The organism is Lysinibacillus sp. NPDC092081, assembly GCF_044755845.1.
Lineage (GTDB): Bacteria > Bacillota > Bacilli > Bacillales_A > Planococcaceae > Lysinibacillus.
Genome location: NZ_JBIVRU010000005.1, coordinates 58,865 through 82,103, shown reverse-complemented (window position 1 = coordinate 82,103; position 23,239 = coordinate 58,865). Strand labels below are relative to the sequence as shown.

23 protein-coding genes and 2 other annotated features are annotated in these 23,239 nt (G+C 37.3%); of the genes, 20 read left to right on the top strand and 3 right to left on the bottom strand.

Going from position 1 to position 23,239, the window contains the following annotated elements; translation table 11 throughout:
• The first annotated feature begins 289 nt into the window (after positions 1–289).
• From rsgA to metG, 4 genes are all read left to right on the top strand, one after another.
• Positions 290–1,363 (top strand): ribosome small subunit-dependent GTPase A, encoded by a 1,074-nt coding sequence (gene rsgA / locus ACIQLB_RS10585; RefSeq protein WP_400724892.1) that lies wholly within the window; start codon positions 290–292, stop codon positions 1,361–1,363.
• Positions 1,364–1,413: 50 nt separating this feature from the next.
• Positions 1,414–1,839, top strand: coding sequence for a FosM family fosfomycin resistance protein (gene fosM / locus ACIQLB_RS10580; RefSeq protein WP_400724889.1), 426 nt, complete (start codon positions 1,414–1,416; stop codon positions 1,837–1,839).
• A 55-nt stretch (positions 1,840–1,894) separates the two neighbouring features.
• Positions 1,895–2,542, top strand: a complete 648-nt coding sequence (locus tag ACIQLB_RS10575; RefSeq protein ID WP_400724886.1) for an HAD hydrolase-like protein — start codon at positions 1,895–1,897, stop codon at positions 2,540–2,542.
• Positions 2,543–2,623: 81 nt separating this feature from the next.
• Positions 2,624–2,889 (top strand) — a binding site (T-box leader).
• Positions 2,890–2,954: 65 nt separating this feature from the next.
• Positions 2,955–4,589, top strand: coding sequence for a methionine--tRNA ligase (metG, locus tag ACIQLB_RS10570; RefSeq protein WP_400724884.1), 1,635 nt, complete (start codon positions 2,955–2,957; stop codon positions 4,587–4,589).
• A 49-nt stretch (positions 4,590–4,638) separates the two neighbouring features.
• Here metG and ACIQLB_RS10565 read toward each other — a convergent pair whose 3' ends face one another.
• The gene (locus ACIQLB_RS10565) at positions 4,639–6,210 is read right to left on the bottom strand and encodes a 2-isopropylmalate synthase (protein ID WP_400724881.1); all 1,572 of its coding nucleotides are present in this window, start codon (positions 6,208–6,210) and stop codon (positions 4,639–4,641) included.
• 144 nt (positions 6,211–6,354) lie between these two features.
• Positions 6,355–6,592: a binding site (T-box leader), on the bottom strand.
• Positions 6,593–6,868: 276 nt separating this feature from the next.
• Between ACIQLB_RS10565 and ACIQLB_RS10560 the strand changes: the two genes are divergently transcribed.
• Complete coding sequence (locus ACIQLB_RS10560) at positions 6,869–7,618, top strand: HAD-IIB family hydrolase (RefSeq protein ID WP_400724878.1); 750 nt, start codon at positions 6,869–6,871, stop codon at positions 7,616–7,618.
• Positions 7,619–7,672: 54 nt separating this feature from the next.
• The gene (locus ACIQLB_RS10555; protein WP_400724875.1) at positions 7,673–7,909 is read left to right on the top strand and encodes a hypothetical protein; all 237 of its coding nucleotides are present in this window, start codon (positions 7,673–7,675) and stop codon (positions 7,907–7,909) included.
• A 139-nt stretch (positions 7,910–8,048) separates the two neighbouring features.
• On the opposite strand, the gene ACIQLB_RS10550 is transcribed toward ACIQLB_RS10555, so the two are convergent.
• Positions 8,049–9,743 carry a methyl-accepting chemotaxis protein gene (locus ACIQLB_RS10550; protein WP_400724873.1) on the bottom strand — a complete coding sequence of 565 codons (1,695 nt, stop codon included), beginning with the start codon at positions 9,741–9,743 and terminating at the stop codon, positions 8,049–8,051.
• Between the two features lie 311 nt (positions 9,744–10,054).
• Between ACIQLB_RS10550 and ACIQLB_RS10545 the strand changes: the two genes are divergently transcribed.
• The 5 genes from ACIQLB_RS10545 (at position 10,055) to ACIQLB_RS10525 (ending at position 13,278) form a co-directional block, all read left to right on the top strand.
• Positions 10,055–10,549, top strand: coding sequence for a DUF1648 domain-containing protein (locus ACIQLB_RS10545; RefSeq protein ID WP_400724871.1), 495 nt, complete (start codon positions 10,055–10,057; stop codon positions 10,547–10,549).
• 125 nt (positions 10,550–10,674) lie between these two features.
• Positions 10,675–11,334, top strand: a complete 660-nt coding sequence (locus ACIQLB_RS10540; protein ID WP_400724868.1) for a YdeI/OmpD-associated family protein — start codon at positions 10,675–10,677, stop codon at positions 11,332–11,334.
• A 35-nt stretch (positions 11,335–11,369) separates the two neighbouring features.
• Positions 11,370–11,807, top strand: a complete 438-nt coding sequence (locus tag ACIQLB_RS10535) for a DUF1801 domain-containing protein (RefSeq protein ID WP_400724865.1) — start codon at positions 11,370–11,372, stop codon at positions 11,805–11,807.
• Positions 11,804–12,181, top strand: coding sequence for a VOC family protein (locus ACIQLB_RS10530; RefSeq protein ID WP_400724863.1), 378 nt, complete (start codon positions 11,804–11,806; stop codon positions 12,179–12,181). Before ACIQLB_RS10535 ends, ACIQLB_RS10530 begins: the two co-directional genes overlap by 4 nt.
• A gap of 116 nt (positions 12,182–12,297) precedes the next feature.
• A complete protein-coding gene (locus tag ACIQLB_RS10525) occupies positions 12,298–13,278 on the top strand; it encodes a GNAT family N-acetyltransferase (protein WP_400724861.1) in 981 nt (326 codons plus the stop codon).
• A gap of 51 nt (positions 13,279–13,329) precedes the next feature.
• Here ACIQLB_RS10525 and ACIQLB_RS10520 read toward each other — a convergent pair whose 3' ends face one another.
• A complete protein-coding gene (locus tag ACIQLB_RS10520) occupies positions 13,330–13,767 on the bottom strand; it encodes an Rrf2 family transcriptional regulator (RefSeq protein ID WP_400724858.1) in 438 nt (145 codons plus the stop codon).
• Between the two features lie 190 nt (positions 13,768–13,957).
• Here ACIQLB_RS10520 and hmpA point away from each other — a divergent pair, with 190 nt between their 5' ends.
• From hmpA to ACIQLB_RS10475, 9 genes are all read left to right on the top strand, one after another.
• Positions 13,958–15,124, top strand: a complete 1,167-nt coding sequence (gene hmpA, locus ACIQLB_RS10515; protein WP_400724855.1) for an NO-inducible flavohemoprotein — start codon at positions 13,958–13,960, stop codon at positions 15,122–15,124.
• A gap of 479 nt (positions 15,125–15,603) precedes the next feature.
• Positions 15,604–17,073 (top strand): 4-hydroxyphenylacetate 3-hydroxylase family protein, encoded by a 1,470-nt coding sequence (locus ACIQLB_RS10510; RefSeq protein WP_400724852.1) that lies wholly within the window; start codon positions 15,604–15,606, stop codon positions 17,071–17,073.
• The gene (locus ACIQLB_RS10505) at positions 17,036–18,451 is read left to right on the top strand and encodes a 4-hydroxyphenylacetate 3-hydroxylase N-terminal domain-containing protein (RefSeq protein ID WP_400724850.1); all 1,416 of its coding nucleotides are present in this window, start codon (positions 17,036–17,038) and stop codon (positions 18,449–18,451) included. The genes ACIQLB_RS10510 and ACIQLB_RS10505 overlap by 38 nt, the downstream gene beginning before the upstream one ends.
• A 16-nt stretch (positions 18,452–18,467) precedes the next feature.
• Positions 18,468–19,511 (top strand): LLM class flavin-dependent oxidoreductase, encoded by a 1,044-nt coding sequence (locus ACIQLB_RS10500; RefSeq protein ID WP_400724847.1) that lies wholly within the window; start codon positions 18,468–18,470, stop codon positions 19,509–19,511.
• A 16-nt stretch (positions 19,512–19,527) separates the two neighbouring features.
• Positions 19,528–20,580, top strand: a complete 1,053-nt coding sequence (locus ACIQLB_RS10495; protein WP_400724844.1) for an LLM class flavin-dependent oxidoreductase — start codon at positions 19,528–19,530, stop codon at positions 20,578–20,580.
• Positions 20,581–21,027: 447 nt separating this feature from the next.
• Positions 21,028–22,089, top strand: coding sequence for a YeeE/YedE thiosulfate transporter family protein (locus ACIQLB_RS10490; protein ID WP_400724841.1), 1,062 nt, complete (start codon positions 21,028–21,030; stop codon positions 22,087–22,089).
• 16 nt (positions 22,090–22,105) lie between these two features.
• Positions 22,106–22,330: a sulfurtransferase TusA family protein gene (locus tag ACIQLB_RS10485; protein WP_049663225.1), complete on the top strand. Its 225-nt coding sequence runs from the start codon at positions 22,106–22,108 to the stop codon at positions 22,328–22,330.
• A gap of 257 nt (positions 22,331–22,587) precedes the next feature.
• Positions 22,588–22,848, top strand: coding sequence for a metal-sensitive transcriptional regulator (locus tag ACIQLB_RS10480; protein ID WP_400724839.1), 261 nt, complete (start codon positions 22,588–22,590; stop codon positions 22,846–22,848).
• 44 nt (positions 22,849–22,892) lie between these two features.
• The gene (locus ACIQLB_RS10475; RefSeq protein ID WP_400724836.1) at positions 22,893–23,234 is read left to right on the top strand and encodes a rhodanese-like domain-containing protein; all 342 of its coding nucleotides are present in this window, start codon (positions 22,893–22,895) and stop codon (positions 23,232–23,234) included.
• Positions 23,235–23,239 lie beyond the last annotated feature (5 nt).

Below are 23,239 nucleotides of genomic sequence, written 5' to 3'. Positions count from 1 at the left end.
AATTTCGGAATATTCCGCTATATTAAAAATAACTAAATCGGAAGTAGGTGATGTGACATGATGAATAGATCCGTTTTTAATGAACTGCAATTCGGTTTGTTCAATTTCACACGCCTAAACTATATAAATTGACCACGCAATGTATTTCAATCACAATTGTGGTGATTTGTATATTCTCTTAAATGTGCCTGTGAACCTTGTAACTGCCGAATTGCGCAGAGACATGGTTTTTTTGTGTTTATTTTCAAAATTGAGTACAAATGATATGCACATTTAGGAGGAAAACAAATTGAATTTAACAACTTTAGGATTTTCAACATATTTTGAAGAGCAAATGACTGGATTTAAACAGGAGGCTAAGCTAGCGAATTGTGTACCGGCTAGGGTGACATTAGAGCATAAGCATTCCTATCGTGTACTGGCTGAAGAAGGAGAGTGGCTGGCAACGATTGCTGGACATTACGCGTATACATCACTAGCCCGTGAGGATTTCCCAGCAGTTGGGGATTGGGTGCTAGTTGAGAAAATGCCTGGTGAGGAAAAGGCCATTATTCATAAATTGTTTACACGGAAATCAGTGTTTTCACGTAAGGCTGCGGGTATGGAAATACAAGAGCAGATTGTAGCATCGAATGTTGATATCGTGCTTCTCGTTATGAGCTTAAATGCTGACTTTAATATTCGCCGTTTAGAACGCTATTTAGTTGCAGCGTGGGATTCAGGTGCAAAGCCGGTAGTTGTATTGACGAAGGCTGATCTCTGTGAAGATGTCTCAAGTAAGATAAGTGAGGTTGAGTCTGTAGCGTTCGGTGTGGATATTTTTGTGACTAGTGCTCTGTCAGGGGAGGGCTTAGAAGATATCCGTACGCTATTTACAGAAGGCGTGACAGGTGCATTGCTCGGTTCTTCTGGTGCAGGAAAATCCACATTAACTAATGCAATAAGTGGCGAGGAGCTTATGAAGGTTTCGGATATTCGTGAAGATGATGCGAAGGGGCGCCATACAACAACACATCGTGAGTTAGTTCTATTGCCAGGTGGTGGCTGTTTAATTGATACGCCTGGAATGCGAGAGTTACAATTATGGGATCATAGTGATAGCTTATCCTCTAGTTTTCGGGATATTGAGGAACTTTCCGCAGCCTGCCGTTACAGGGATTGTACACATCAGAAGGAGCCACATTGTGCTGTACAGCAAGCCATTACAGATGGTGTGCTTGAACAATCACGTCTCCAAAGCTATTTTAAATTGCAAAGAGAGCTTGCTTTTATTGAACGAAAAGCAAATGCACAGGCAAGACTAATTGAGCAACGCAAATCAAAGCAAATTGCGAAAGGGAAGAAAGGCAAAAAATTAAATTAACCGAAACTTGATGTGAGGGTATCAGCGATATCATAGTTGGGGGCACACGTATGACAATCCAGAATATTAATCATTTATTATTTTCAGTTTCAAACCTAGAGGAATCCATTGCATTCTATGAAAAGGTTTTTGACGCAAAATTACTAGTGAAGGGTAGAAGCACAGCCTATTTAGATGTAAATGGGCTGTGGCTTGCCCTGAATGTAGAACAGGATATTCCACGCAATGAAATACATCAATCCTATACACATATAGCGTTTTCTATCCAGGAGGATGATTTTGATGAAAAGTATGAAAAGCTAATCCAACTTAATGTCAATATTCTAGAAGGCAGACAAAGAGATGTGCGGGATAAAAAATCCATTTACTTCACGGATCCAGACGGTCATAAATTCGAATTTCATACAGGGACTTTACAGGATCGATTGGATTATTATAAGAAGGAAAAAATTCATATGGAGTTTTTTGATGTCTAATGATTGCAACACTCCTTCTAATGAATACGTTGATAATAGTAGAAGGGGTGAATTTATGAAAAAAGCAATTATTTTCGATATGGATGGTACTTTATTTCAAACAAATCTAATATTAGAGCCAGCACTATCGGCAACGTTCGATGTGTTACGTGCAAAAGGCTTGTGGCAGGGTGTAACACCAATAGAGAAATACCGCGAAATTATGGGGGTTCCATTACCTGTTGTCTGGGAAACGTTATGTCCTATGCACGGGCTAGAGACACGTGAAGAAAGCAATGCATTATTCCATGTTAAGCTTATTGAAGAAATACGTAATCGCCAGGGTGCATTGTATCCAAATGCAGAGCAAACACTTGCTGCTTTGGCAAAAAATTATGATTTATTCATTGCCAGTAATGGACAAACCGAGTATTTACAAGCAATAATAGAAACCTATCAATTACAGCGTTTTATCAAAGGTACATATAGTATTCAGTCTGTTTCGAGCGGTCATAAATCTGATTTAGTGAAAAAGGTAATCGAGGGAAATGCCATTGAACGCGGAGCAGTTGTAGGTGACCGTTCTTCTGATATTCAGGCAGCTCATGACAATCAGTTACTCTCTGTTGGTGTACGATTCGACTTTGCGCAGGAAACAGAATTACAAAAAGCAGACATAGTCATCGATGATTTAAAAGAGTTACTTTATATAAAGATAGGATAAAATTTTATCGAGAACTTTCAGTCATTTATCGACATGCATTGCAATTCAAGGGTAGAAAGAGTAAAATGGTGGAAATCTATAGTAAAAGCATTGATAAGGAAAAGTAAATTGGGTAAGTATTATATAGAGAGCCTCTGTTGGTGGAAATGAGGTAAATGCCCCCTTTTGAAAATGACCTTTGAGCTTCGTACCGAAAGCAAGTTTGCGAGTAGATTACGACGAGATGGGCACTCGTTACAACAGCGGCAGTATCTTTTACTTTTTTTAAGATGAGACGTACTGATGGAGGCAAATAGTGTGAGCTATTTGTAAATATAGGTGGTAACACGGGTATACTCGTCCTAATCAATTTTGATTAGGGCGTTTTTTTATACACTTTTTTGTACAATTTTTTCGAGGGGAGCAACTTAGGATGACAATTGTTATTGGAGGGGCGTGGCCATATGCAAATGGTTCTTTGCATTTAGGGCATGTTGCCGCATTGTTACCAGGTGATATTTTGGCTAGATATTACCGACAAAAGGGCGAGAAGGTTTTATATGTTTCGGGAAGTGATTGTAATGGCACACCGATTTCTATTCGGGCTGCACAGGAAAATACGACAACTGAAGCAATTGCTAATCATTATAACGAAGAATTTTCAAGATGCTTCAATGAATTAGGATTTACCTATGATTTGTATACGCGAACAGATGCGCAGCACCATCATGAATCTGTTCAAACAATTTTTTTACAGTTACTAGCGAACAATTTTTTATACAAAAAGAAAATTGAACAAGCCTATTGTGAAACGGACAAGCAGTTTTTGCCGGACCGATTTGTAGAGGGGATTTGTCCAAACTGTGGTGCGAAGGCGCGTGGTGATCAATGTGATAATTGTTCAACCATTTTAGACCCGCTCGATTTAATCGATAAACGCTGTAAAATTTGTGGGGATGAGCCAATTATCAGGGAGACAGAGCATTTTTATTTTGCTTTTAGTCAGTTTCAAGGGAGGTTGGAGACTTATTTAGCGGAGGCAAAGGCGGGAAGACGCTGGCGAGACAATGCTTTAGGTTTAACAGAGCGTTACTTGGCAGAAGGGGTTCCGGACCGCGCTGTAACAAGGGATTTACCAAATGGTATCGATGTGCCCGTACCAGGTTTTGAAGGCAAAAAAATATATGTGTGGATTGAAGCGGTAGCAGGCTATTTAACAGCGAGTATTGAATGGGCAAAGCAGCACCAAATAGCAATTGAAGGTTTGTGGAATGAAGACACGATTTCGTATTATGTGCATGGTAAGGATAATATTCCGTTCCATACAGTTATATGGCCAGCCATTCTTATGGGGATAGGAGCAAAGGCATTACCTACACATATTGTATCAAACGAATATTTAACATTAGAAAAACGAAAATTATCGACGAGCCAAAACTGGGCGGTATGGGTACCTTATATATTGAGCCGATACGATGCAGATTCTATTCGTTATTTTTTAACAATGAATGCTCCAGAAAATCGCGATACGGATTTCTCATGGCGAGAATTTATTTATAGTCATAATGGCGAATTACTTGGCGCTTATGGTAATTTTGTCAATCGAACATTGAAGTTTTTAGAAAAATTGTTTGATCGTCAAGTGCCTCAAGCCAAGGTAGAAGACGCTATCCGAAAACAAACGATTCAGCTGTTTAATGATGTTGGGATTCATTTAGAAGCGGGTCATTTTAAACAAGCTTTAGAGGCTATTTTTGAATATATTCGTGCGGCTAATCGCTATTTTGACGAGCAGCAGCCCTGGCTACAGGTGAAAGAGAATGTAGAGGCTGGAAATCGAACACTAGCAACATGTGTTTATATTATTGCTAATCTTGGACAGCTGTTACATCCATTTTTACCGTTTTCAGCTGAAAAGGTGAGAAAAATGCTAGGGATCAATGAAGTGATGTGGCACGAGCAAGTGGACTTACCAACAAGCATTAGCGAAGTGACACCACTATTTGAACGTCTTGATGTTGAATTGATTGAAGAGGAATATCAAAAGTTAGTGGAGGGCAGTCGATAGGAAAAATGAAAGCAGTATGACATTATTGAGTCATACTGCTTTCAACTATTTAGTTCATAACAGGCGTTAACTTAGCAACAACAATACTATTGATAGCATTAATATAAGCTAAAGCACTCGCTTTTAAAATATCTGTATCCGCAGCTTTTGCGATATATTTTTCATCTTCATGCTCGATTGTAATTTTTACTTTACCAAGCGCTTCTTTACCACGAGAAACACTATTGATATTATATTCTACAAGTTTTACATCAATGTTTGTAATTTCTGCGATGGCTGAATAGAGGGCATCAATTGGACCCGAGCCAACCGCACTTGCTTTAAATATTTCGCCACCTTTACGTACTCTCACACTTGCTGAAGGGAAGCTTGCGTTGCTGACGACTTGTAAATCATCGAAGTCGAAGAACTGATCACTGTAATGAGTGGCATTAGCATTGTTTGCGTCATGTTTTTCATAATAGCTTTCCACAATAACATATAAATCGTGATCATAAACTTCTTTCTTAGCATCAGCAAGCTTTAAAAAACCTTCAAAAATTCCTTCAAATTCATCCGCTGAAAGATTGGAAAAGCCAAGTTTTTCAAGGGCATTTTTCACCGCGTGACGCCCGGAGCGAGCTGTCAGGACTAATTCCATATCGTCAAGACCTACATCTTCTGGATGCACAATCTCATAAGCATCACGAGATTTAAGAAGACCGTCTTGATGAATACCAGATGAATGGGCAAAAGCGTTATCCCCAGTAATCGCTTTGTTTACTTGTACGTCTAAGCCCATAAAGCTTGATACAAGGCGAGACGTATTCATAATTTCTCTTGTGTTAATACGTGTCTCAGCATTATATACAGAACTACGTGTTTTCAATGCCATAACGACTTCTTCTAATGCTGCATTTCCTGCGCGTTCGCCAATGCCGTTAATTGTACATTCTACTTTATCTGCGCCATTTTTAATCGCAGCTAGTGTGTTAGCAGTTGCCATACCAAGATCATTATGACAATGAACACTTAGTAAAACGCTATCGTCTAAGTTTTTCATACGTTCATTTAGTTTATAAATCATCGCTCCGAATTCTTCCGGTTCTGCAAAGCCGACTGTGTCAGGTACATTAATCATTGTGGCACCAGCCTTCATGACGGCTTCGATGGTTTTCCAAAGATACTCGAAATCAGAACGAGATGCGTCTTCTGTTGAATATTGGACTTGTGGTAGAAGCGTTTTCGCATATTTTACTGCATCAACGCCAATTTGTAGAATTTGATCCTTGGATTTGCTAAATTTTTTCTCAACATGAATGTCAGAAGTACCAAGCACCATATGAATCATTGGATTTTCAGCGTATTTTACAGCGTTATAAACAGCATCAATATCTGCCTGTACAGCACGTGCTAAAGCAGTAATCATAATGTCACTTGTATGACCAACTTTCTGTGCGACAGCTTTAACTGCATCAAAATCACCTTGTGATGAAGCAGGGAAACCAGCTTCGATAATATCGACGCCTAATTTTTTGAGTTGCTGTGCAATCTCTACTTTTTCGTATAAATTCAGTTTTGCACCAGGCACTTGCTCGCCATCACGTAAAGTTGTATCAAACACCCAAATTTTTCTTCCCATTTTCAAACACTCCTTTTGTAGTAGTTGTCATTATATTGATATTGTCTCTGCTTTGAACCGTTAGCTCTGCGGCTAGAGACGAAATCCACACGTAGGCCAATAAACTTTTTGGAATCAATAAAAAAACTCGTCTCTATATAAAAATATAGAGACGAGTTTATGCTCGCGGTACCACTCTAATTGACCTTCTCTTTACAGAAAAAGTCCCCTTATCGACAGCCATCACTGTCTATCCTGTTAACGGAGGAAACCGACGTCCCTTACTCAAAGTTCAGGGAGTGGCTCATGGACGAGTTCAAAATGTGTGTCTATCGGTTTGCACCAACCACCGACTCTCTACAAGTACACTTGCATTTCTACTATTTCCAATCTTGGCCTACAATAATGTGTTGTTGAAGGCAATCATACTTCGATATCCTCTAATTGTCAATAATATTCTAAAAATTATTTTTTTTCTGTCTTATGAGGTGTTTAATAATTTATTATAAAATCGATCATTTGATAATGAAAAAAGGCGCATTGGACATCCCGAGGAAAGTGCCCGGTCGGAAGGAAATCAACTCCGGTGGTATAGTAATAACTATTAATTTTCACAATCAATGTAAATATTTATGAGATAATAAATGGGCAATTAACAGTTTAGAAAGAGGGCGTGACAATGAAATTTGTATTTGATTTAGACGGTACGATTTGTTTTAAGGGTCAACCAATAAGTGAAGGAATTATAAGTGCTCTAGAAGCTTGTCTAGAGAATGGGCATGAAATCATTTTTGCATCAGCTCGTCCGATTCGTGATTTATTGCCTGTATTACCTGAAACAATGCGGAAATTTCCAATGGTAGGGGGAAATGGTGCATTTGTTGCACAGAACGGAGAAACTGTTGAAGTAACAGCATTTGCAGCAGAAATTGTAGAAGAGGTTCAAAACATTATTTCAGCCTTTCAACTGCCTTATTTAGTAGACGGTGATTGGGATTATGCGTATACAGGTAGTGAGACACATCCAATTTATCAAAATTTAGATCCACTAAAGCTTGCGAAAAACGTGCCCTTTCATGAACTAAAAGATATCGTAAAAATTGTTTTATTTCCTGGAGAACAACATAAAGAAATATTAGCTGAATTACAGCGGTTGCCTATCTCGTTATATGAGCATAGTGCAGAAAATATTGTAGATATGAGTCCTAATGGTATTGATAAATGGAATGGCATAATGAAATTAGGTATCGCTGAAGGTGAATTTACCGCGTTTGGAAATGATGCGAACGATGCCTCCATGTTTGTAAAGGCGAAGGAAAGCGTTTGTGTAGGAGAGCATAAGGTACGTGAGCTTGCATCGGTACAAGTACCAAGTGACGAGGCTGCAGTAATTGAGATGTTAAATGTGCTAAATGAAAAGTACAAATAAGTGGCCTTTGGTAACCTGAGCAGTTGTAGAAGTACAGGATAAGGAGCTGAGTGCATGACTGAAAAAGAATATTTAGAATTCCAAAAGCTCATTTCAATGGGTGACGAACTTAACTTTTATTATAAAAATGATGAATACTGGATCAGTCATAGTCCAAGCAAATCTTTTCTATCAAGAACAAAAGATTCTTATACCCAGGTGTTTAGTGGATACAAAGAGCTTTTTGAAAATGTAACAATAGAGGGTATAAATATATCTGAAATATATCCAGAATTAAAACTACTGAAATAAAACATATGTATACTAGATTTTGAAAAGACATGAAAAAGTTATCCTCTCCCGAATTGTATTTAATAAACAAATACAATCCGGGAGATTCATTATGGATAAACGATAACTTTAATAAAACAAGCTTCTTGAAAAAGACTTTTTACTCTACCTTAAATCGCGAAACCTGTGTTTGTAATTCTTCGGCCATGTTTGATAATGTAGCAGCGGAAGCGGCAACTTCTTCAATAGTTGCTAGTTGTTCCTCAGAAGCAGAAGCTACATTTTGCAAATTAGATGAAGACATCTGTGCAATTGTTGCAATTTCATCGAAGGATGCGTAAATTTGCTCGGCACTTGATGACATTTCCTCAGAAACTGTTGTTGCTTCTTGGATTTGCTTGGATACTTGTTCGATCAGTTCAACGATTTTTGAGAAGCCTTCCTCAGCTACTTTTACCACTTGTATACCTACCTGTACTTCTTTTGTACCAGTATCCATAACAGTTACGGCACGGTTTGTATTCTGTTGGATTTCGGAAATCAAAGTTGCAATTTGTTCAGCAGATCGCTTGGATTGCTCCGCTAATTTCTTCACTTCATCCGCAACTACTGCAAAGCCACGGCCATGATCCCCTGCGCGCGCTGCCTCAATTGCAGCATTTAGTGCTAGTAAATTTGTTTGCTCTGCGATATCCGTAATGAGACCAATAATATTTCCAATTTCAACAGAATGGCTTTCTAAATTTTTTACAACGCTAGCAGATTCTAAAACCGCTGAATTAATGGTGTCCATCTGTGTAATAACGCGGTGTAGCGAATCATTTCCTTTATTAGCTTCAGTATTTGTCTCTATAGCAAGTTCTGAAACGGCAGCGGTAGTCGAAGCTAATTGTTGAATGCTTTTTGTCATATTTTTCATAGCTGTTGAGCTTTCAGTAGCATTTTTGCCTTGAGCTTCGGAGCCGCTTGCTACTTCTTGTATAGAGGAAGTAATTTGTTCTGTCGCTTGGATTGTTTGTTCAGCACTTGCCGTTAACTCAGCAGCAGAACCACTTACTTGCACGGTGTTATGACGTACATTTGTAATAAGATCCTTTAAATTTACCGCCATTTGATTAAAGGCAATTGCTAGATCACCTACCTCATCACGATTCTTAATGTGAATTTGCTCAGCTGTTAAATCGCCCTCAGCAATCTTTTTCGCAGTCTTTGCCATACCTTTGATAGGGCGGGAAATAAGGCTTCCCATGACCATAGCAATTATCAGACTAATAACAACGGCAAATACACCAAGAATAATCATTTGGAATTTAATAGCTTGAATTTCTTTTGATGTAGCAGCGATTTTTCCTTTTATATGCTCATCTTGGTAGTTCGCAAGGTTAGCTGCACGTTCATCGAATTGTTTAATAATTAGTCGGCCTTGTGTGCTATCAAGCTTTTCGTATTGCTCTGTTTCTCCAGCAGCCTTTAATGAAAACATTCGATCTGCGAACTGTTGGGCATCTTGCTCGCTTTTATTGATGGCCTCTAATAATTCAGTAGATTTTTGAGAATCGAACGATGCTATTAATTCATCATATTTCTTTTTAAATTCTTCACGGGACGTCTTATTACTTTGGAAATTTTGCTGGTCCCCAAGTAATAGATAGCCTCTCATACTTACAATTTCTTGTTTAGCAATTACGCGTAGCTCTTGAATACTAATAGATTTAGTTGTTTGTTCTTCAAGTAACACACGATATGTCTTGTTTACGGAATTAAGCTGTTTGAAATTTAATCCGATTGTGCCAACTAATACTAAAATAACAATAAAAAAACCAAGTGTTAACTTCTTGTAGATAGTAAATCGCATAGTTGTTGTTTCCTTTCTCAGTATTTTAGTAGAAATGTTACAAAAAAATGAAATATGTATATACCATTTATATCAGATTATATGAACTTTACAAAGTATTATGAGTATTTTTACTATATTTAATAGGGATAATAAGAAAAAAAGTTATAGGTAAAATGATAAAAAAAGCGGAATGATTTGCTGTTTTGCTGATAGCGAAAGCGGATAGTTACCTGTATATCACAAACAATTGCGACAATTTTCGTAAATTTGAAACTAATTGAACTGTAGTAACGTAAAATAGAAAAAGGAATAAGCAAGGATGTGGGAAGATGCATAGGCCAATTTTGAAATTGCCGAAAACGAAATATGAAAAGATTTGGGATTTTATCGGTGGCGGGTTATTTGTACTGTCCATCTTTTATATTTTTGTAATGTGGGGCAAACTCCCCGAGAAGATTCCAGGCCATTTTAATGGTGCAGGAGAAGTTAATCGTTGGGGGTCGAAAATAGAGATACTCATCCTTCCGTTTATCGGGATATTTCTATGGATTTTGCTCGGGTTACTTGAAAAAGCTCCACATATGCATAATTATCCAGCACGCTTAAACGAAAGTAATGTAGAGGCATTTTATTTGAATAGCCGAAAAGGATTGAATGAAACAAAAAACCTCTGTCTTATTTTATTTGCAGCTATATCCTTCCAAATGGTACGTATTGCACTTGGGGAGGCAGAAAGTATCGGTTGGTGGTTCTTGCCAATCGTGCTAATTGTAACAGCCATTCCGATTATTAAAGGAATAGTGGCGACTAAAAAAATAAAGTAGTTTGTAAACTTTTAACGCTCGAAATAATGTTCGAGCGCTTTTTTTGTACGAAAATTTCACTAAATCAGCTATACTATCAAAACTAAGAGAAAATTGTATTAATAAGTAGAAGAGGTGTCAAAGCTATGCTAAAGAAATTTAAAATTAAGGATGGACTGTCCGTTGCCATTCATAATCAACCACAGGATCTGATACTAGAGGGAATATCCCAAACAGGAAATGCACCTCATGATCGAATCATTGCCTTTGTGTTTAATATAGATGAAATGATAACGTATTTACAAAATGCACTAAAGTTAAACACTCTTGCGGAACAGGGCTATTTATTTTTTGTTTATCCGAAAAAGGGCAATAAGAAGTATGGACAGTTTATCCACCGCGATGAAATCTTCCCTGCAATTCAAGTGGACGAGGAAAAATACATTGCTGGTAGTGATTATAAATTTGCAAGTCTTATGTCGTTAGATGAGTCATTTTCTATAGTAAGCATCAAGAGAGATGGCAAGGGACGTGGCAAGAAGAAGACAGCGAGTAGTCAGTGCGTTAGTGACTATGAAGGTATGATTCCTCAATTGCGTGATTCGCTTGCGGAAAATCCGGATGATATAACATTTTATGATGGATTAACACCGGGTTATCAAAAGGACTGGGCTCGTTATATCTATAGTGCGAAAAAAGAAGAGACGCAGGTAGCACGTTTAGAGGAGATGCGTGAAATTATTAGATTAGGCTACAAAACTAAAGAATTATACCGAAAAGCAAAGGCAGAGGGTCATGTTTTTTAGATAGCAATAATACTATGTTGAAAAGAGGGCGGAATATGAAAAACACATATATTGAACAAGTGGATGAAAAATGGCGAGAGAGTTTTGCCAAACTTGTAGAAGTGGTAGAAAGCAATTTACCAGAGGGTTTTGAAGAAAATATGTATTATGACATGATAAGCTACGCTGTACCGTTATCTACTTATCCGAAGGGTTATCATGTTACACCAAATACTCCATTGCCCTTTATAAGTCTTGCTGCACAAAAACGTCATATTGCAGTTTATCATATGGGCATTTATGCAGATCAAGCGTTACTCTCGTGGTTCCAGGAGGAATATGCGAAACGAGTACCGACGAAGCTCAATATGGGGAAAAGCTGTATTCGATTTACAAGCACTAACAATATTCCTTACGAATTAATTGGAGAGCTTGTTTCGAAAATGACACCAGCACAATGGATTACAAAATATGAAGGGGAGTTAAATAAATGAAAAGTGCCACTACATTTTTAATGTTTCAGGGACAAGCCAATGAAGCTATTCAGCAATATCAAAAGTGGTTTTCAGAGTTACAGGTGGAAAGCTTAACTTATATGGAAAACTCACAACAGGTTGCGATGGCTGTTCTTCATTTAAAGGGTTTGAAAATGATGGTGAATGATAGTGTAATACAGCATAACTTTACGTTTACACCGTCAACTTCTATTTTTGTGGAATGTGAGTCTGAAGAAGAAATCGACAGTCTAGTTGCTCAAATTTTAGAGGGTGGTCAGGCGTTAATGCCACTTGATAATTATGGATTTTCTAAGAAGTTTGCCTGGATTCAGGATCGCTTCGGTGTATCCTGGCAGCTAACGTATAATTGAATTTCAAAAGAAATATATATATATAAATAAATGGACGAAATAACTTTATTATGCAGTAGAGGATGTTATAAATAACGATTCAACAAGGCGTAATTATGTTAAAAGGAGAATAGCATATGGTAGTAACTTTAGTAAGACACGATCTAAAATATGCTGAAGCGATGCATGCATTGTCCTCCATGCCACAGGTTCGAGATGCACTTGGGTTACCTGCTGGCAAAGTGGAAGATACGATTAATTTTATTAAACGTGAATGTGTGGACGAAGAAGCTGGAAAGACAGTCCCTCGTGTTGTTCTGGATGAGGAAGGGCAACTTATTGGTGTGACGGCATTAATGTTTATTGATCACAATAAAAAGAGCTGTCATATTGGCTCCTGGCTGGGCTATGAATTTTGGGGAAAAGGCTATAATCTTCAATCAAAAGTTGCAATTTTGGATATAGCATTCTTTGAATTAGGGTTAAAGCGTGTTTTTGCAGGAGCTAGAATGGTCAATATTCGCTCACAAAAGGCACAGGAAAAGTTGTCTTTTATTCGATTAGGGGTTGAGAATGATTTTCCGCAGGAGCATTCATGGTTAGAGGTCAAAGAAAAGCAACCGTGTGTTTTAAATGTTTTTGAGCGCGAAGATTTTGTTCGATATCGTACGAGCTTAAAGAAAGTGGAAGGTGTGCGGGAAGACTATTTACCACAATTATTATTAGCTGATGAAAGTGAAGTCGCTGTTCGAGAATATTTAAACGACGGTGAATTATACGAGATTAAATGTGGTGAGCAGTTAGCGGGTGTAGCGTTACTTCTTGCACAGTCTAATACGACAGTAGAGTTAAAAAATATTGCGATCGTACCGAAATATCAAGGTCAAGGACTTGGGAAAGAAGCGCTTAGACAAATAACAACAATTTGTCAATCGCAAGGATATCAAACGATAATAGTTGGTACTGCAAATTCTAGCATTGATAATATTGCCTTCTATCAAAAAGCGGGTTTTCGTATGGAAACAATTGAAAAAGATTTTTTCAGTCATTACCCAGAGCCAATCTATGAAAATGGAATTCGTGCACTAGATATGATTTTCTTTTCAAAAGTATTGTAAAATAATATAGACATAAAAAATACCCGTCCAACTTGAGTTGTGCGGGTATTTTTATTCGCCAAGCAACAGTGCCATCAACTTTTCTTTCGAATGTAAAAAGTCATCTAGAGTATAGCGATCTAGGACGGCTAAATAGGCTTGTAGTGCTTCGTATAATACGCCTTTTAGCTGACATTCTGGAGCAATTTTACATAGATTATTTTCTTTGTCAAAGCATTCGACAAGATGAAAATCCTCTTCTGTATGACGTACGATTTCACCGATTGTAATGGTCTTTGGATCAATTGCTAGACGAATTCCTCCACCACGCCCTCGAATCGTTTCAATATAGCCCAATAATCCAAGTTGGTGTGTCACCTTCATTAAATGGTTTTTCGATATATTATAAGCATTTGAAATTTCTTGGATAGTTGATAATTGGCCATCTTCCTTCGCACCCAAATATATGAGTGTTCGGAGAGAGTAATCTGTGTATAAAGTTAAGCGCATAAGAACACCCTACTTTCTATAGTTCAAAATAATTATAGCATTTTTACCTTGAAGTATTATAAATTCAATACTTTTTTAAAGATGTATTTAAAATACATTAATTATGTCCATTTTGTTAAAGATGTATTTGATATATTGCTTTTGGAAATTGAAAGCGTTATATTGTAATCACGAAAGGGTGGTAAGCGATATGTTAAAACAAGAAACAGTACAAATTATTAAAGCAACAGTTCCTGTATTAGAAGTTCACGGAGTGGAAATTACTAAAACGTTTTACAAAAATATGTTTCAAGCTCATCCAGAATTATTAAATATTTTTAACCATACAAATCAAGAAAAAGGTCGTCAGCAAACGGCATTAGCAAACACAGTTTATGCTGCGGCAGTTCATATTGAAAATTTAGAAGCTATTTTACCAGCGGTGATGTTAATTGCCCATAAACACCGTAGTCTAGGTATTTTACCTGAGCACTATCCAATAGTAGGAGAATACTTATTAAAAGCGATTAAAGAAGTGCTTGATGATGCAGCAACAGATGATATTATTAATGCTTGGGCTGAAGCATATGGCCTAATTGCAGATATTTTCATTCAAGTAGAAGAAGAGCTATATCAAAAAGCAGAAGGTAATGGCGGATGGCGCTTATTTAAACCATTGAAAGTGGCGAAAAAAGTAGTAGAAAGTGAACTTGTTACATCTATCTACTTTGAAAATGAAGATGGTTCTCCTCTACCAGCTTATGAGCCAGGTCAATATATCAGTATCCGTGTGAAAGTACCAGGTGAAGAGTATTTAATGAACCGTCAATATACGCTTTCACAAGCAAGTACAGAAGACGGCTATCGTATTTCTGTAAAACGTGAAAGCGATCATACGCCAAATGGTAAAGTATCTAACTTCATTCATGACGTATTAGAAGTCGGTGATTTAGTAGATGTAAGTGTTCCAGCAGGTCTATTTGTCTTAGAAGAAACTTCTGCTCCAATTACATTTGTAAGCGGTGGTATCGGTGTGACACCATTAAACAGTATGTTGCAATCGTTAAAAGATGATGCGGTCAATGAAGTGAGCTTTATCCAGTGTGCACGCAATGAAAAAGTTGTAGCATTTAGCGATGATATTAAAGAGAAAGTAAATGTGCTTCCAAATGCAACATACACAGCGTTATATTCGGATGAAGATAAGAAAATCACAAAAGAATTTTTAGCTGAAAAAGTAGCCAACAATGCAGATGTTTACGTATGTGGACCAGTTGGCTTTATGGAAGCGGTTATTAAAAATTTACATGAGATTGGCGTGAAAGACGAAAAAATTCATTATGAATTCTTTGGTCCGGCCATGAAATTAGTAAAATAAAATTCGAAATTGTGGATGACGTGCTCTTATTTAAAAGCACGTCATCTTTTTAATTTCATAAAGAATTAGTCTTTAAAATAATCTGGTCGGCGAAATCCTTCGTAGTCTTTATTGGATTCAATAAATTTCTGAAAATCTGCAGAATGATATGCCTCAAACGCATGAGTGACCAACATCGTGTTGGCCTAAAGCCTCCGGACGCAATTATGCCGGGGCATAATTAATTAAATGATTTTTAAAATATACTTGACTTATCGGTTTTATTTGGTTTAATATGTAAATTAATTTATATAATGTGGCGACTGAATAAATCGGAGCTTTGGTTTTAGGACTAAAGTTCCGATTTTGTTTTTTAGGCCATAAAAAATATTCATAGTGACCATGAAAATGGAGCTCTCATTGATATCTTAAGCGAAGATTTGCGAAGGAGATTTGGTGGGAGTTTTTTGTGTTCATGAAAAAGGAGTTGGAGATAATAAATGTCTTTTAGTGGAAGTTTGAAAGATGGAAGAAGTGTGTGGCTGGACGGAGTAAAAGTGGACGTAACAACTCATCCTGCCTTTACGGGAACATTAGAAACTATCACGTATTTATTAGCACTTCTAGATGATGAGAACAATCAAAGCATTGCAGGTTTTAAAAGTCCGAAAAGTAATCGATTTGTTCATAGTGCATTTTATATTCCACGTAGCTATGAGGATTTAATAAAGCGTAAAAAAGCATTTGCTCTATGGTCGAATAAAACCTATGGAGTGATGAGTCGTTTATCAGATTATGCTAATTCTCTAATTACCGGATATTATTTGGATCGTCATCAGTTTGCGCAATATGATGTTGGATTCGTTGAAAAAATAACGAAATATTATGAGGTAGCTAGAGATGAACGGCGAATTGTTACTACTGCAATTTTGGATCCTCAAATTGATCGTTCGAAACCAGCAGAAGAGCAAGATGAAGATGCATTATTGCGTATTATACGGGAGACCGAGGAGGGGGTAGTTGTACGAGGGGCTAAAATGATTGCAACTGGTGCTCCTTATGCACATGATGTCATTGTCACCTCTCCGCAAAAATTATCATCAAATCAAATAGCACAAGCAAATATGTTTATTGTGCCATTAAATTTACCTGGGCTACAAATTGTTTGTCGAGAATCATTTGCTTCAAATAGAGAGCATCATCAATTAAGTTCAAGATTCGATGAAATGGACGCTGTTTTATTATTTGACGATGTGTTAATTCCGTGGGATAGGGTGCTTATTAAGGGTTCGCCTGAGGGCGTGTTGAAAGCTCATCAGCATCAGCAACTCGATGCGCTAGCACAGCATCAAACAGTGGTTCGTTTACTATCAAAATTAGAATTTATTGCTGGAGTTACAACGGCAATAGCTCAATCAATTGGTGCAGATTACTTTCTACATGTTCAGGAAAAAATAGGGGAGCTTTATACACAAATTGATAGTATTGAAGCTTTATTAATTTCATCAGAAAAAGAAGGGCATCTAAATGAGCAGAATGTTTATTTACCTAATATTACTCCCCTACAAACAGCAAGAAACTTAGGTACCCATTTCTATGGCCATGCTCTAGATATTTTAAAGCAGATTGGTGCAGGAGGCTTTATTCAATTATCGTCATCTCCGATTCTAGAAAATCATGAATTATACCCATTATTTTCTAAATACTATAAAGGAGCAAAGGTAGATGCACGAACAAAAGAAAAGTTATTTAGAATCGGATGGGAACTTATTGGTAGCCAACTTGGCTCACGTCATGATTTATACGAGCGGTTCTACACAGGAGATCCAACTCGCGTTTATGCATTGCAGTATGAAACTTATGATAAGTCCTATTTGAAAAATAAGTTAAATCATTTCTTGAATAATTTAATTGAAAAGGAGGTAAACGAAGATGAATACGCCGATTCCGTATTTGCAGAGGTTGAATAATGGGCGAACAGTCTGGATAGATGGGGAGATTGTTAATAATTTTGAAAAACATAAGGCCTTTAAAGGGACTGTTCAAACAATACAGCATTTATTAAATTTACAAACAGTGGAGCCGACAAAATCGATTTTAACGTATGAAACGGAAAAAGGTACAAATGCCCATTTATCTTTTTTAGTTCCAACATCAATCAATGATTTGAAAAGGAAAAGTTTAGCTTATAAATGCTGGGTAGATGAAACATTTGGAGTAATGAGCCGTTTATCCGAATATTCTCGTTCGCAGTTAGTAGGTTGGTATGCAAGTAGACAACAATTAGATGTTTTGTCACCGGGCATTGCAACAAAGCTTGAAAAACTATACGAAGCGGCACGTGATTTTGATTTATTATCAACGGTAGCTGCACATGATCCACAAAAAAACCGTTCAAAATCTGTTGAAGAGATAGAGCACGGAAAATTACGTGTAGTTACTAAAAATGAAGAAGGAATCTTTGTGAGCGGTGCCAAAACAATTGCTACAGCAGCACCATATGTAGATGAACTGCTCATAACCTCTTATCATAAGCGAGGGTTAGACGAAGCACCGATGGCAAATATATTTTATGTGCCAACCTCAGCTCAAGGGCTGCATATGGTATGTCGAGAATCGTTTGCTTCTACTGATACAAACAACCACCCTTTAAGCTCTCGTTTTGATGAAATGGATGCTGTCTTAATTTTTGATAATGTTCTAATTCCTTGGGAAAGGGTGTTGGTAGCAGAAGATCCTGAATTAGCTTGGAAGCTACGAATAGAAACGACATCATCCTTGTTAAGTCAGCATCAAACGGTTGTACGCCTGATTAGTAAATTAGAATCTATAGTAGCAATTGGCAACGAACTAGCGGAAACAGCTGGAGCGACGGAGTTTTTACATGTAAAAGAGAAGTTAAGTGAATTAATCATACAGTTAGAAACTATAAAGGGCTTATTAAATGCAGCTGAATATGAAGCTATCGAACACAATGGCATTTATTTACCTAAACAACGATTTTTAACGACTGCTCGAAATTTAGGTACACGTTATTATCCACGTGCTTTGGAAATATTACAGCAAATTGGAGCAAGCGGATTATTGCAAGTGCCGTCTACTATTCAAGAAATCAATGGGCCAATAGGTGACAAGTTACAGGCGTATTATGAAGGTACACATACAAGTGCATTTGCAAGAACCAAATTTATTAAACTGGCTTGGGATTTAATAGGTAGTCAGCTTGGAGCGCGTCACGAATTATATGAACGTTTTTATTCAGGTGATCCTGTTCGTACCTTTGCAGCGCAATATCAAAACTATAGTGAAAAGGATCGATTGTTAAAGCTTGTTGAAGAATTTAATTAGGTAAGGAGAGAGAACTATGAAACCACATTTTTATTGGTTTGCTCCTACAAATGGAGACGGAAGGTATTTAGGGTTAAATCAGCCTGAAAGAGAGCCGACCTTTGAGTATTTAGTAGATGTAGCTCAAACGGCAGAAAAAGCAGGATTTGAAGGGATTTTGATTCCAACAGGTATTCCTTATTTAGATTCATGGCTCGTAGGGTCTGCTATCATTCATCAGACAAAGCATATAAAACCGTTAATAGCGTTTAGACCAGGCTTTGTATCACCGACAGTTGCATCTAAAATGGCATCAACTTTAGATCAATTTTCGAAAGGAAGAGTGTTGGTCAATGTTGTAACGGGCGGTTCAGAAAAAGAGCTAGCACAAGACGGTGACTATTTATCACATCAACAACGCTATGAACGTACAGATGAATTTTTAACTGTAGTGAAAGAAACATGGCAAGGAGAATCGTTTCATCATGATGGCGAGTTTTTTAAGGTAACTGAAGGAAAGTTGATTCCTACTCTTTATCAAGAAAAAGGTATTCCTATTTATTTTGGAGGTTCATCCGATGTAGCTAAGGAAATAGCTGCTAAAGCTGCAGATGTTTATTTGCAATGGGGGGAGCCCATTGTGAGCATTCAGAAGCAAATTCAAGATGTTGAAAGTAGAGCGGAAAAGTATAATCGTCAATTAGAGTACGGTATTCGAATTCATATAGTTGTACGGGATACAGAACAAGAGGCTTGGGATGCTGCTTATAACATTATTAGTAAAATTGAAAACCCTGTACAATCGAATCTTAATCGATATTATGAAACGGTAGATTCGGTGGCTCAAAAAAGGATGAATGTCCTCACTGCTGAAAACGAGCGATTTGATCAATACAGTTGGGCTGGTATCGGTAAAATTCGGAAAGGTGCAGGAACCGCTATTGTTGGTACACCAGAGCAAGTAAAAGCAGGATTGCAAGCGTATATTGATATCGGTGTAACGCACTTTATTTTATCAGGCTTCCCTCATAAAGAGGAAGCAGAAATTTTCGGTGAAAAGGTATTGCCATTATTTGAATAAATGGAGTGATCATTGAATGGAATTTGTTATTTGGGGCTCAAATTTAGCGGGTGGGTTTTTACGATCTAGGATAGAGCAAAATACAGAAGGAAGCTTTGAGTACAATAAAACATTGATAAAATTAGCTGAAAAGTTAGATATAAATGCTGTTTTATTTCCGATTCGATATATAGGGAATATTGGTGGTAATGGTAGTGCTGAAGAAGGACAACTGGATGCCCTAACGATTGCAGCAGCGTTATTTGCTGAAACGAAAGATATTCACTTTATAGCAGCTGTTTTGCCTGGGTTCATCCATCCGGCAACTTTAGCCAAAATAGGTTCAACGATAGACGTCATTTCAAATGGGAGATTTCATATTAATTTAGTGAGTGGCTGGTTTAAAAAAGAACAAGAAACCTTTGGTATTGAGTGGATCAACCACGAAGATCGCTATCGACGTTCAACAGAGTATTTAGAGGTATTGAAAGGTCTTTGGTCACAAGATAACTTTAGCTACGAGGGCGATTTCTATACAATTAAAAATGCGACGCTTACACCAAAACCAATTCAAAAGCCTTATCCTCCAATTTATCAAGGTGGTAATTCAGAGGACGCTCAAGTTATGGCAGGCGCACACAGTGATGTTTATTTTATGAACGGAGCGCCGATTGTAGAGTTGCAAAAACAGATTGAAAATGTAACTGAGATTGCGAAAAGAAAGAGTCGGACGATAAAATTTGCTGTTAATGCATTTGTGATTGCCCGTAAAACTTCTGAAGAAGCGTTCCAAGAATTTCAATCTATTATTGACCATGCTGATGAAGAAGCAATCCTGCAGTTCCAGAATCGCAAAGAAACGTTAGGGATGTGGAAAAATGCCACTCAGTTAAGTGATTTTGTAGCTAATAATGAAGGTTTTCGTACAGGGTTAATCGGTAGTTATGATGAAGTAATTGCAAAATTACAAGAATTAAGTAGCATTGGTATAGAAAAAGTGCTAATTACTTTTAAAGAACCGTTAAAGGAATTACCTGAATTTCATAAACATATTAGTACAAAACTAAATCACAGTATTTTTAACTCTTAAAACATTGTAATTCTATAGGTTAAATACAAAATGGAGGGATGCACTTCCTGAAATCGGCTTAGGAATTAGGCAAACTTTTATTTTTGCATAGCTTACAATTCCTTGGTAATCATACTGCGAAAAAAATTGATAAACGGTCATTATAAGAAACCTTTACAAAAAAATTATTAGCAGAATGAAGTTGAAAATTTACATGAGATTGGCGTGAAAGACGAAAAAATGCATTATGAATTCTTTGGTCCAGCCATGCAATTAACAAAATAAATAAATATACGGACCCTTGTTATAAGAAGTAGTTATCTACACTGTAGCAAGGGTTTTTGTGTGCATAGGTATGAAAAAAAGTTATTAGATTTTTCGAAGTTATAAAAAAGTAATTGAATTCGCAGTAAAACAAGTGGTAATATATCTTATAAGAATACTAGGGTATAGGAAGGGGAATAATGGATGGCTCAAATGGTTATTACAGGACTTATTTGTGGAGCTTTACTTGGGTTTGTTATGCAACGTGGTCGTTTTTGCTTGACTGGCGGATTCCGCGATATGTATTTAACAAAAGATAACCGTATGTTTTACGCATTACTTATTGCGATAGCAATTCAAAGTGTTGGTGTATATGCCTTAATTAGTTTAAAGGTATTTGAATTCAATGCTGGCTCTTTACCAATCGTAGCTGTTATTGTTGGTTCATTTATTTTTGGAATTGGCATTATTTTCGCTGGTGGTTGTGCAACAGGGACTTGGTATCGGGCAGGAGAAGGTTTAATTGGCAGTTGGATTGCATTAGCTGGATATATGCTTGTAGCAGCAATGATGAAATCAGGCGTATTGTTGCCATTGGATAAGGCTATTAAAGAAACGAGCATTGAAAGTAATTCTATTGCTGAGACAATTGGCGTAAACAACTGGTTGATTATAACGATTTTTGTAGTAGCTGTTGCATTTATCATTTACCGTGAGCTTAAGAAGCCACGATTGAAAATCCCGGGGTTAAAGCCGAAAAAAACGGGATTAGCACATATTTTATTTGAAAAACGTTGGCATCCATTTATAACTGCAACAATTATTGGTGTGATTGCAACTTTAGCATGGCCATTAAGTGCTGCTACTGGTCGCATACATGGATTAGGAGTTACAACACCTACTGCTAATATTTTGCAATTTTTGGTGACAGGACAAATTAGCTTCATCAACTGGGGTGTTTTCCTAGTACTAGGGATTTTCTTAGGATCATTATTCGCAGCAAAAATGAGTGGCGAATTTAGATTCCGTATTCCAGATACAAAAACAGCGATTAACAGCTTATGTGGCGGACTTATGATGGGGTTCGGCGCAGGTTTAGCAGGAGGTTGCTCAATTGGTAATGGATTGGTGATGACAGCGATGATGACTTGGCAAGGTTGGATTTCGTTAGGGTTTATGATTTTAGGTACATGGACAGCATCTTACTTTGTATTCGTTCGACCAAGTAAAAAAGCTAAGCAATCTACGCAAGTAATAACAGCGTAAGAAGGGGTGTTTTTATATGAAAAGAACATTAGAAGTAATGGGGATGGTTTGTCCATTTCCTTTAGTAGAAGCAAAAGAAGCTATAAAAGACTTAAATTCAGGTGATGAATTGGAAGTGCAATTTGATTGCACACAAGGTACAGAATCCATTCCTCGTTGGGCTGCTGAAGAAGGGCACGAGGTAACAGAGTATGAACAAGTTGGCGAAGCTGCTTGGACAATTACTATTAAAAAGAAATAAGCATTCATAAAGTCTATTTAAGCGGGAAATTCGATGATAGAATCGTCGGATTTCTCGCTTTTTTTTGTAACTGAAAGATAAGAAGATGAGGGTAACAACCTGAAAGTGACGGATAAAACGTAGATACAAGAGGAAAAAATCTTGGAATGATGACTAAGAAAAATTCGAGCTTTCATGTTGACATTATACCTAATGGGGTATATTATGAATCTCGTAAGCAAGTTCAATCAATCGCTTTGAAAGGAGGCATGAATAGTATGGCTTACGGTACAAAAACAGCTAATCGAGTGAAGCGAATAGAAGGTCAGTTGCGTGGTGTTTTACGCATGATGGAAGAAGGGAAAAACTGTAAAGATGTGATTACACAGCTATCTGCCGTGCGTTCTGCGGTTGATAGAACTATTGGAGTAATCGTTAGTGAAAATTTACTGGAATGTATAACGACTGCTGAAGGGGATGCGGGAAAAGTGAATACTGCCATTCAAGAAGCGATGGATTTAGTCGTGAAAAGTAGATAAATATTATATACCCTAAACAGTATGTGTGAGGAGGCGGATGTTACATGGTAACATGGACTATACTTGCTGTTGTTATAGCATTTTTCGTTTGGCGAATGAAGCCAGCGAAAGGGGTACAGTCGATTTCAGCGGCACAATTGAAAAATATTCTAAATGATAAGGATAAAGTTTTTATCGATGTGCGAACACCAGCTGAATATAAGGGACGAAATATCCCGCAGTTCAAAAATATTCCGCTCGGTTCTAGCTTTGACAAGATACCGAAGGACAAAGAGATCATTGTCATTTGCCAAAGTGGCATGCGCAGTAGTCAGGCATGTAAACAACTGAAGAAACAAGGATTTGAGCGTGTGACAAATGTCCGTGGAGGCATGAGCGCGTATTAGGAGGA

Bases quoted from the DNA above. Each gene is read 5' to 3' on its own strand.
- ACIQLB_RS10545 (WP_400724871.1), top strand. From the start codon at position 10,055: ATGCATAGGCCAATTTTGAAATTGCCGAAAACGAAATATGAAAAGATT.
- ACIQLB_RS10480 (WP_400724839.1), top strand. From the start codon at position 22,588: ATGGCTTACGGTACAAAAACAGCTAATCGAGTGAAGCGAATAGAAGGT.
- ACIQLB_RS10555 (WP_400724875.1), top strand. From the start codon at position 7,673: ATGACTGAAAAAGAATATTTAGAATTCCAAAAGCTCATTTCAATGGGT.
- ACIQLB_RS10520 (WP_400724858.1), bottom strand. From the start codon at position 13,767: ATGCGCTTAACTTTATACACAGATTACTCTCTCCGAACACTCATATAT.
- ACIQLB_RS10550 (WP_400724873.1), bottom strand. From the start codon at position 9,743: ATGCGATTTACTATCTACAAGAAGTTAACACTTGGTTTTTTTATTGTT.
- hmpA (WP_400724855.1), top strand. From the start codon at position 13,958: ATGTTAAAACAAGAAACAGTACAAATTATTAAAGCAACAGTTCCTGTA.
- ACIQLB_RS10565 (WP_400724881.1), bottom strand. From the start codon at position 6,210: ATGGGAAGAAAAATTTGGGTGTTTGATACAACTTTACGTGATGGCGAG.
- ACIQLB_RS10525 (WP_400724861.1), top strand. From the start codon at position 12,298: ATGGTAGTAACTTTAGTAAGACACGATCTAAAATATGCTGAAGCGATG.
- ACIQLB_RS10485 (WP_049663225.1), top strand. From the start codon at position 22,106: ATGAAAAGAACATTAGAAGTAATGGGGATGGTTTGTCCATTTCCTTTA.
- ACIQLB_RS10490 (WP_400724841.1), top strand. From the start codon at position 21,028: ATGGCTCAAATGGTTATTACAGGACTTATTTGTGGAGCTTTACTTGGG.
- ACIQLB_RS10530 (WP_400724863.1), top strand. From the start codon at position 11,804: ATGAAAAGTGCCACTACATTTTTAATGTTTCAGGGACAAGCCAATGAA.
- ACIQLB_RS10500 (WP_400724847.1), top strand. From the start codon at position 18,468: ATGAAACCACATTTTTATTGGTTTGCTCCTACAAATGGAGACGGAAGG.
- ACIQLB_RS10495 (WP_400724844.1), top strand. From the start codon at position 19,528: ATGGAATTTGTTATTTGGGGCTCAAATTTAGCGGGTGGGTTTTTACGA.
- ACIQLB_RS10575 (WP_400724886.1), top strand. From the start codon at position 1,895: ATGAAAAAAGCAATTATTTTCGATATGGATGGTACTTTATTTCAAACA.
- ACIQLB_RS10475 (WP_400724836.1), top strand. From the start codon at position 22,893: ATGGTAACATGGACTATACTTGCTGTTGTTATAGCATTTTTCGTTTGG.
- metG (WP_400724884.1), top strand. From the start codon at position 2,955: ATGACAATTGTTATTGGAGGGGCGTGGCCATATGCAAATGGTTCTTTG.
- fosM (WP_400724889.1), top strand. From the start codon at position 1,414: ATGACAATCCAGAATATTAATCATTTATTATTTTCAGTTTCAAACCTA.
- ACIQLB_RS10540 (WP_400724868.1), top strand. From the start codon at position 10,675: ATGCTAAAGAAATTTAAAATTAAGGATGGACTGTCCGTTGCCATTCAT.
- ACIQLB_RS10505 (WP_400724850.1), top strand. From the start codon at position 17,036: ATGAATACGCCGATTCCGTATTTGCAGAGGTTGAATAATGGGCGAACA.
- ACIQLB_RS10535 (WP_400724865.1), top strand. From the start codon at position 11,370: ATGAAAAACACATATATTGAACAAGTGGATGAAAAATGGCGAGAGAGT.
- ACIQLB_RS10510 (WP_400724852.1), top strand. From the start codon at position 15,604: ATGTCTTTTAGTGGAAGTTTGAAAGATGGAAGAAGTGTGTGGCTGGAC.
- ACIQLB_RS10560 (WP_400724878.1), top strand. From the start codon at position 6,869: ATGAAATTTGTATTTGATTTAGACGGTACGATTTGTTTTAAGGGTCAA.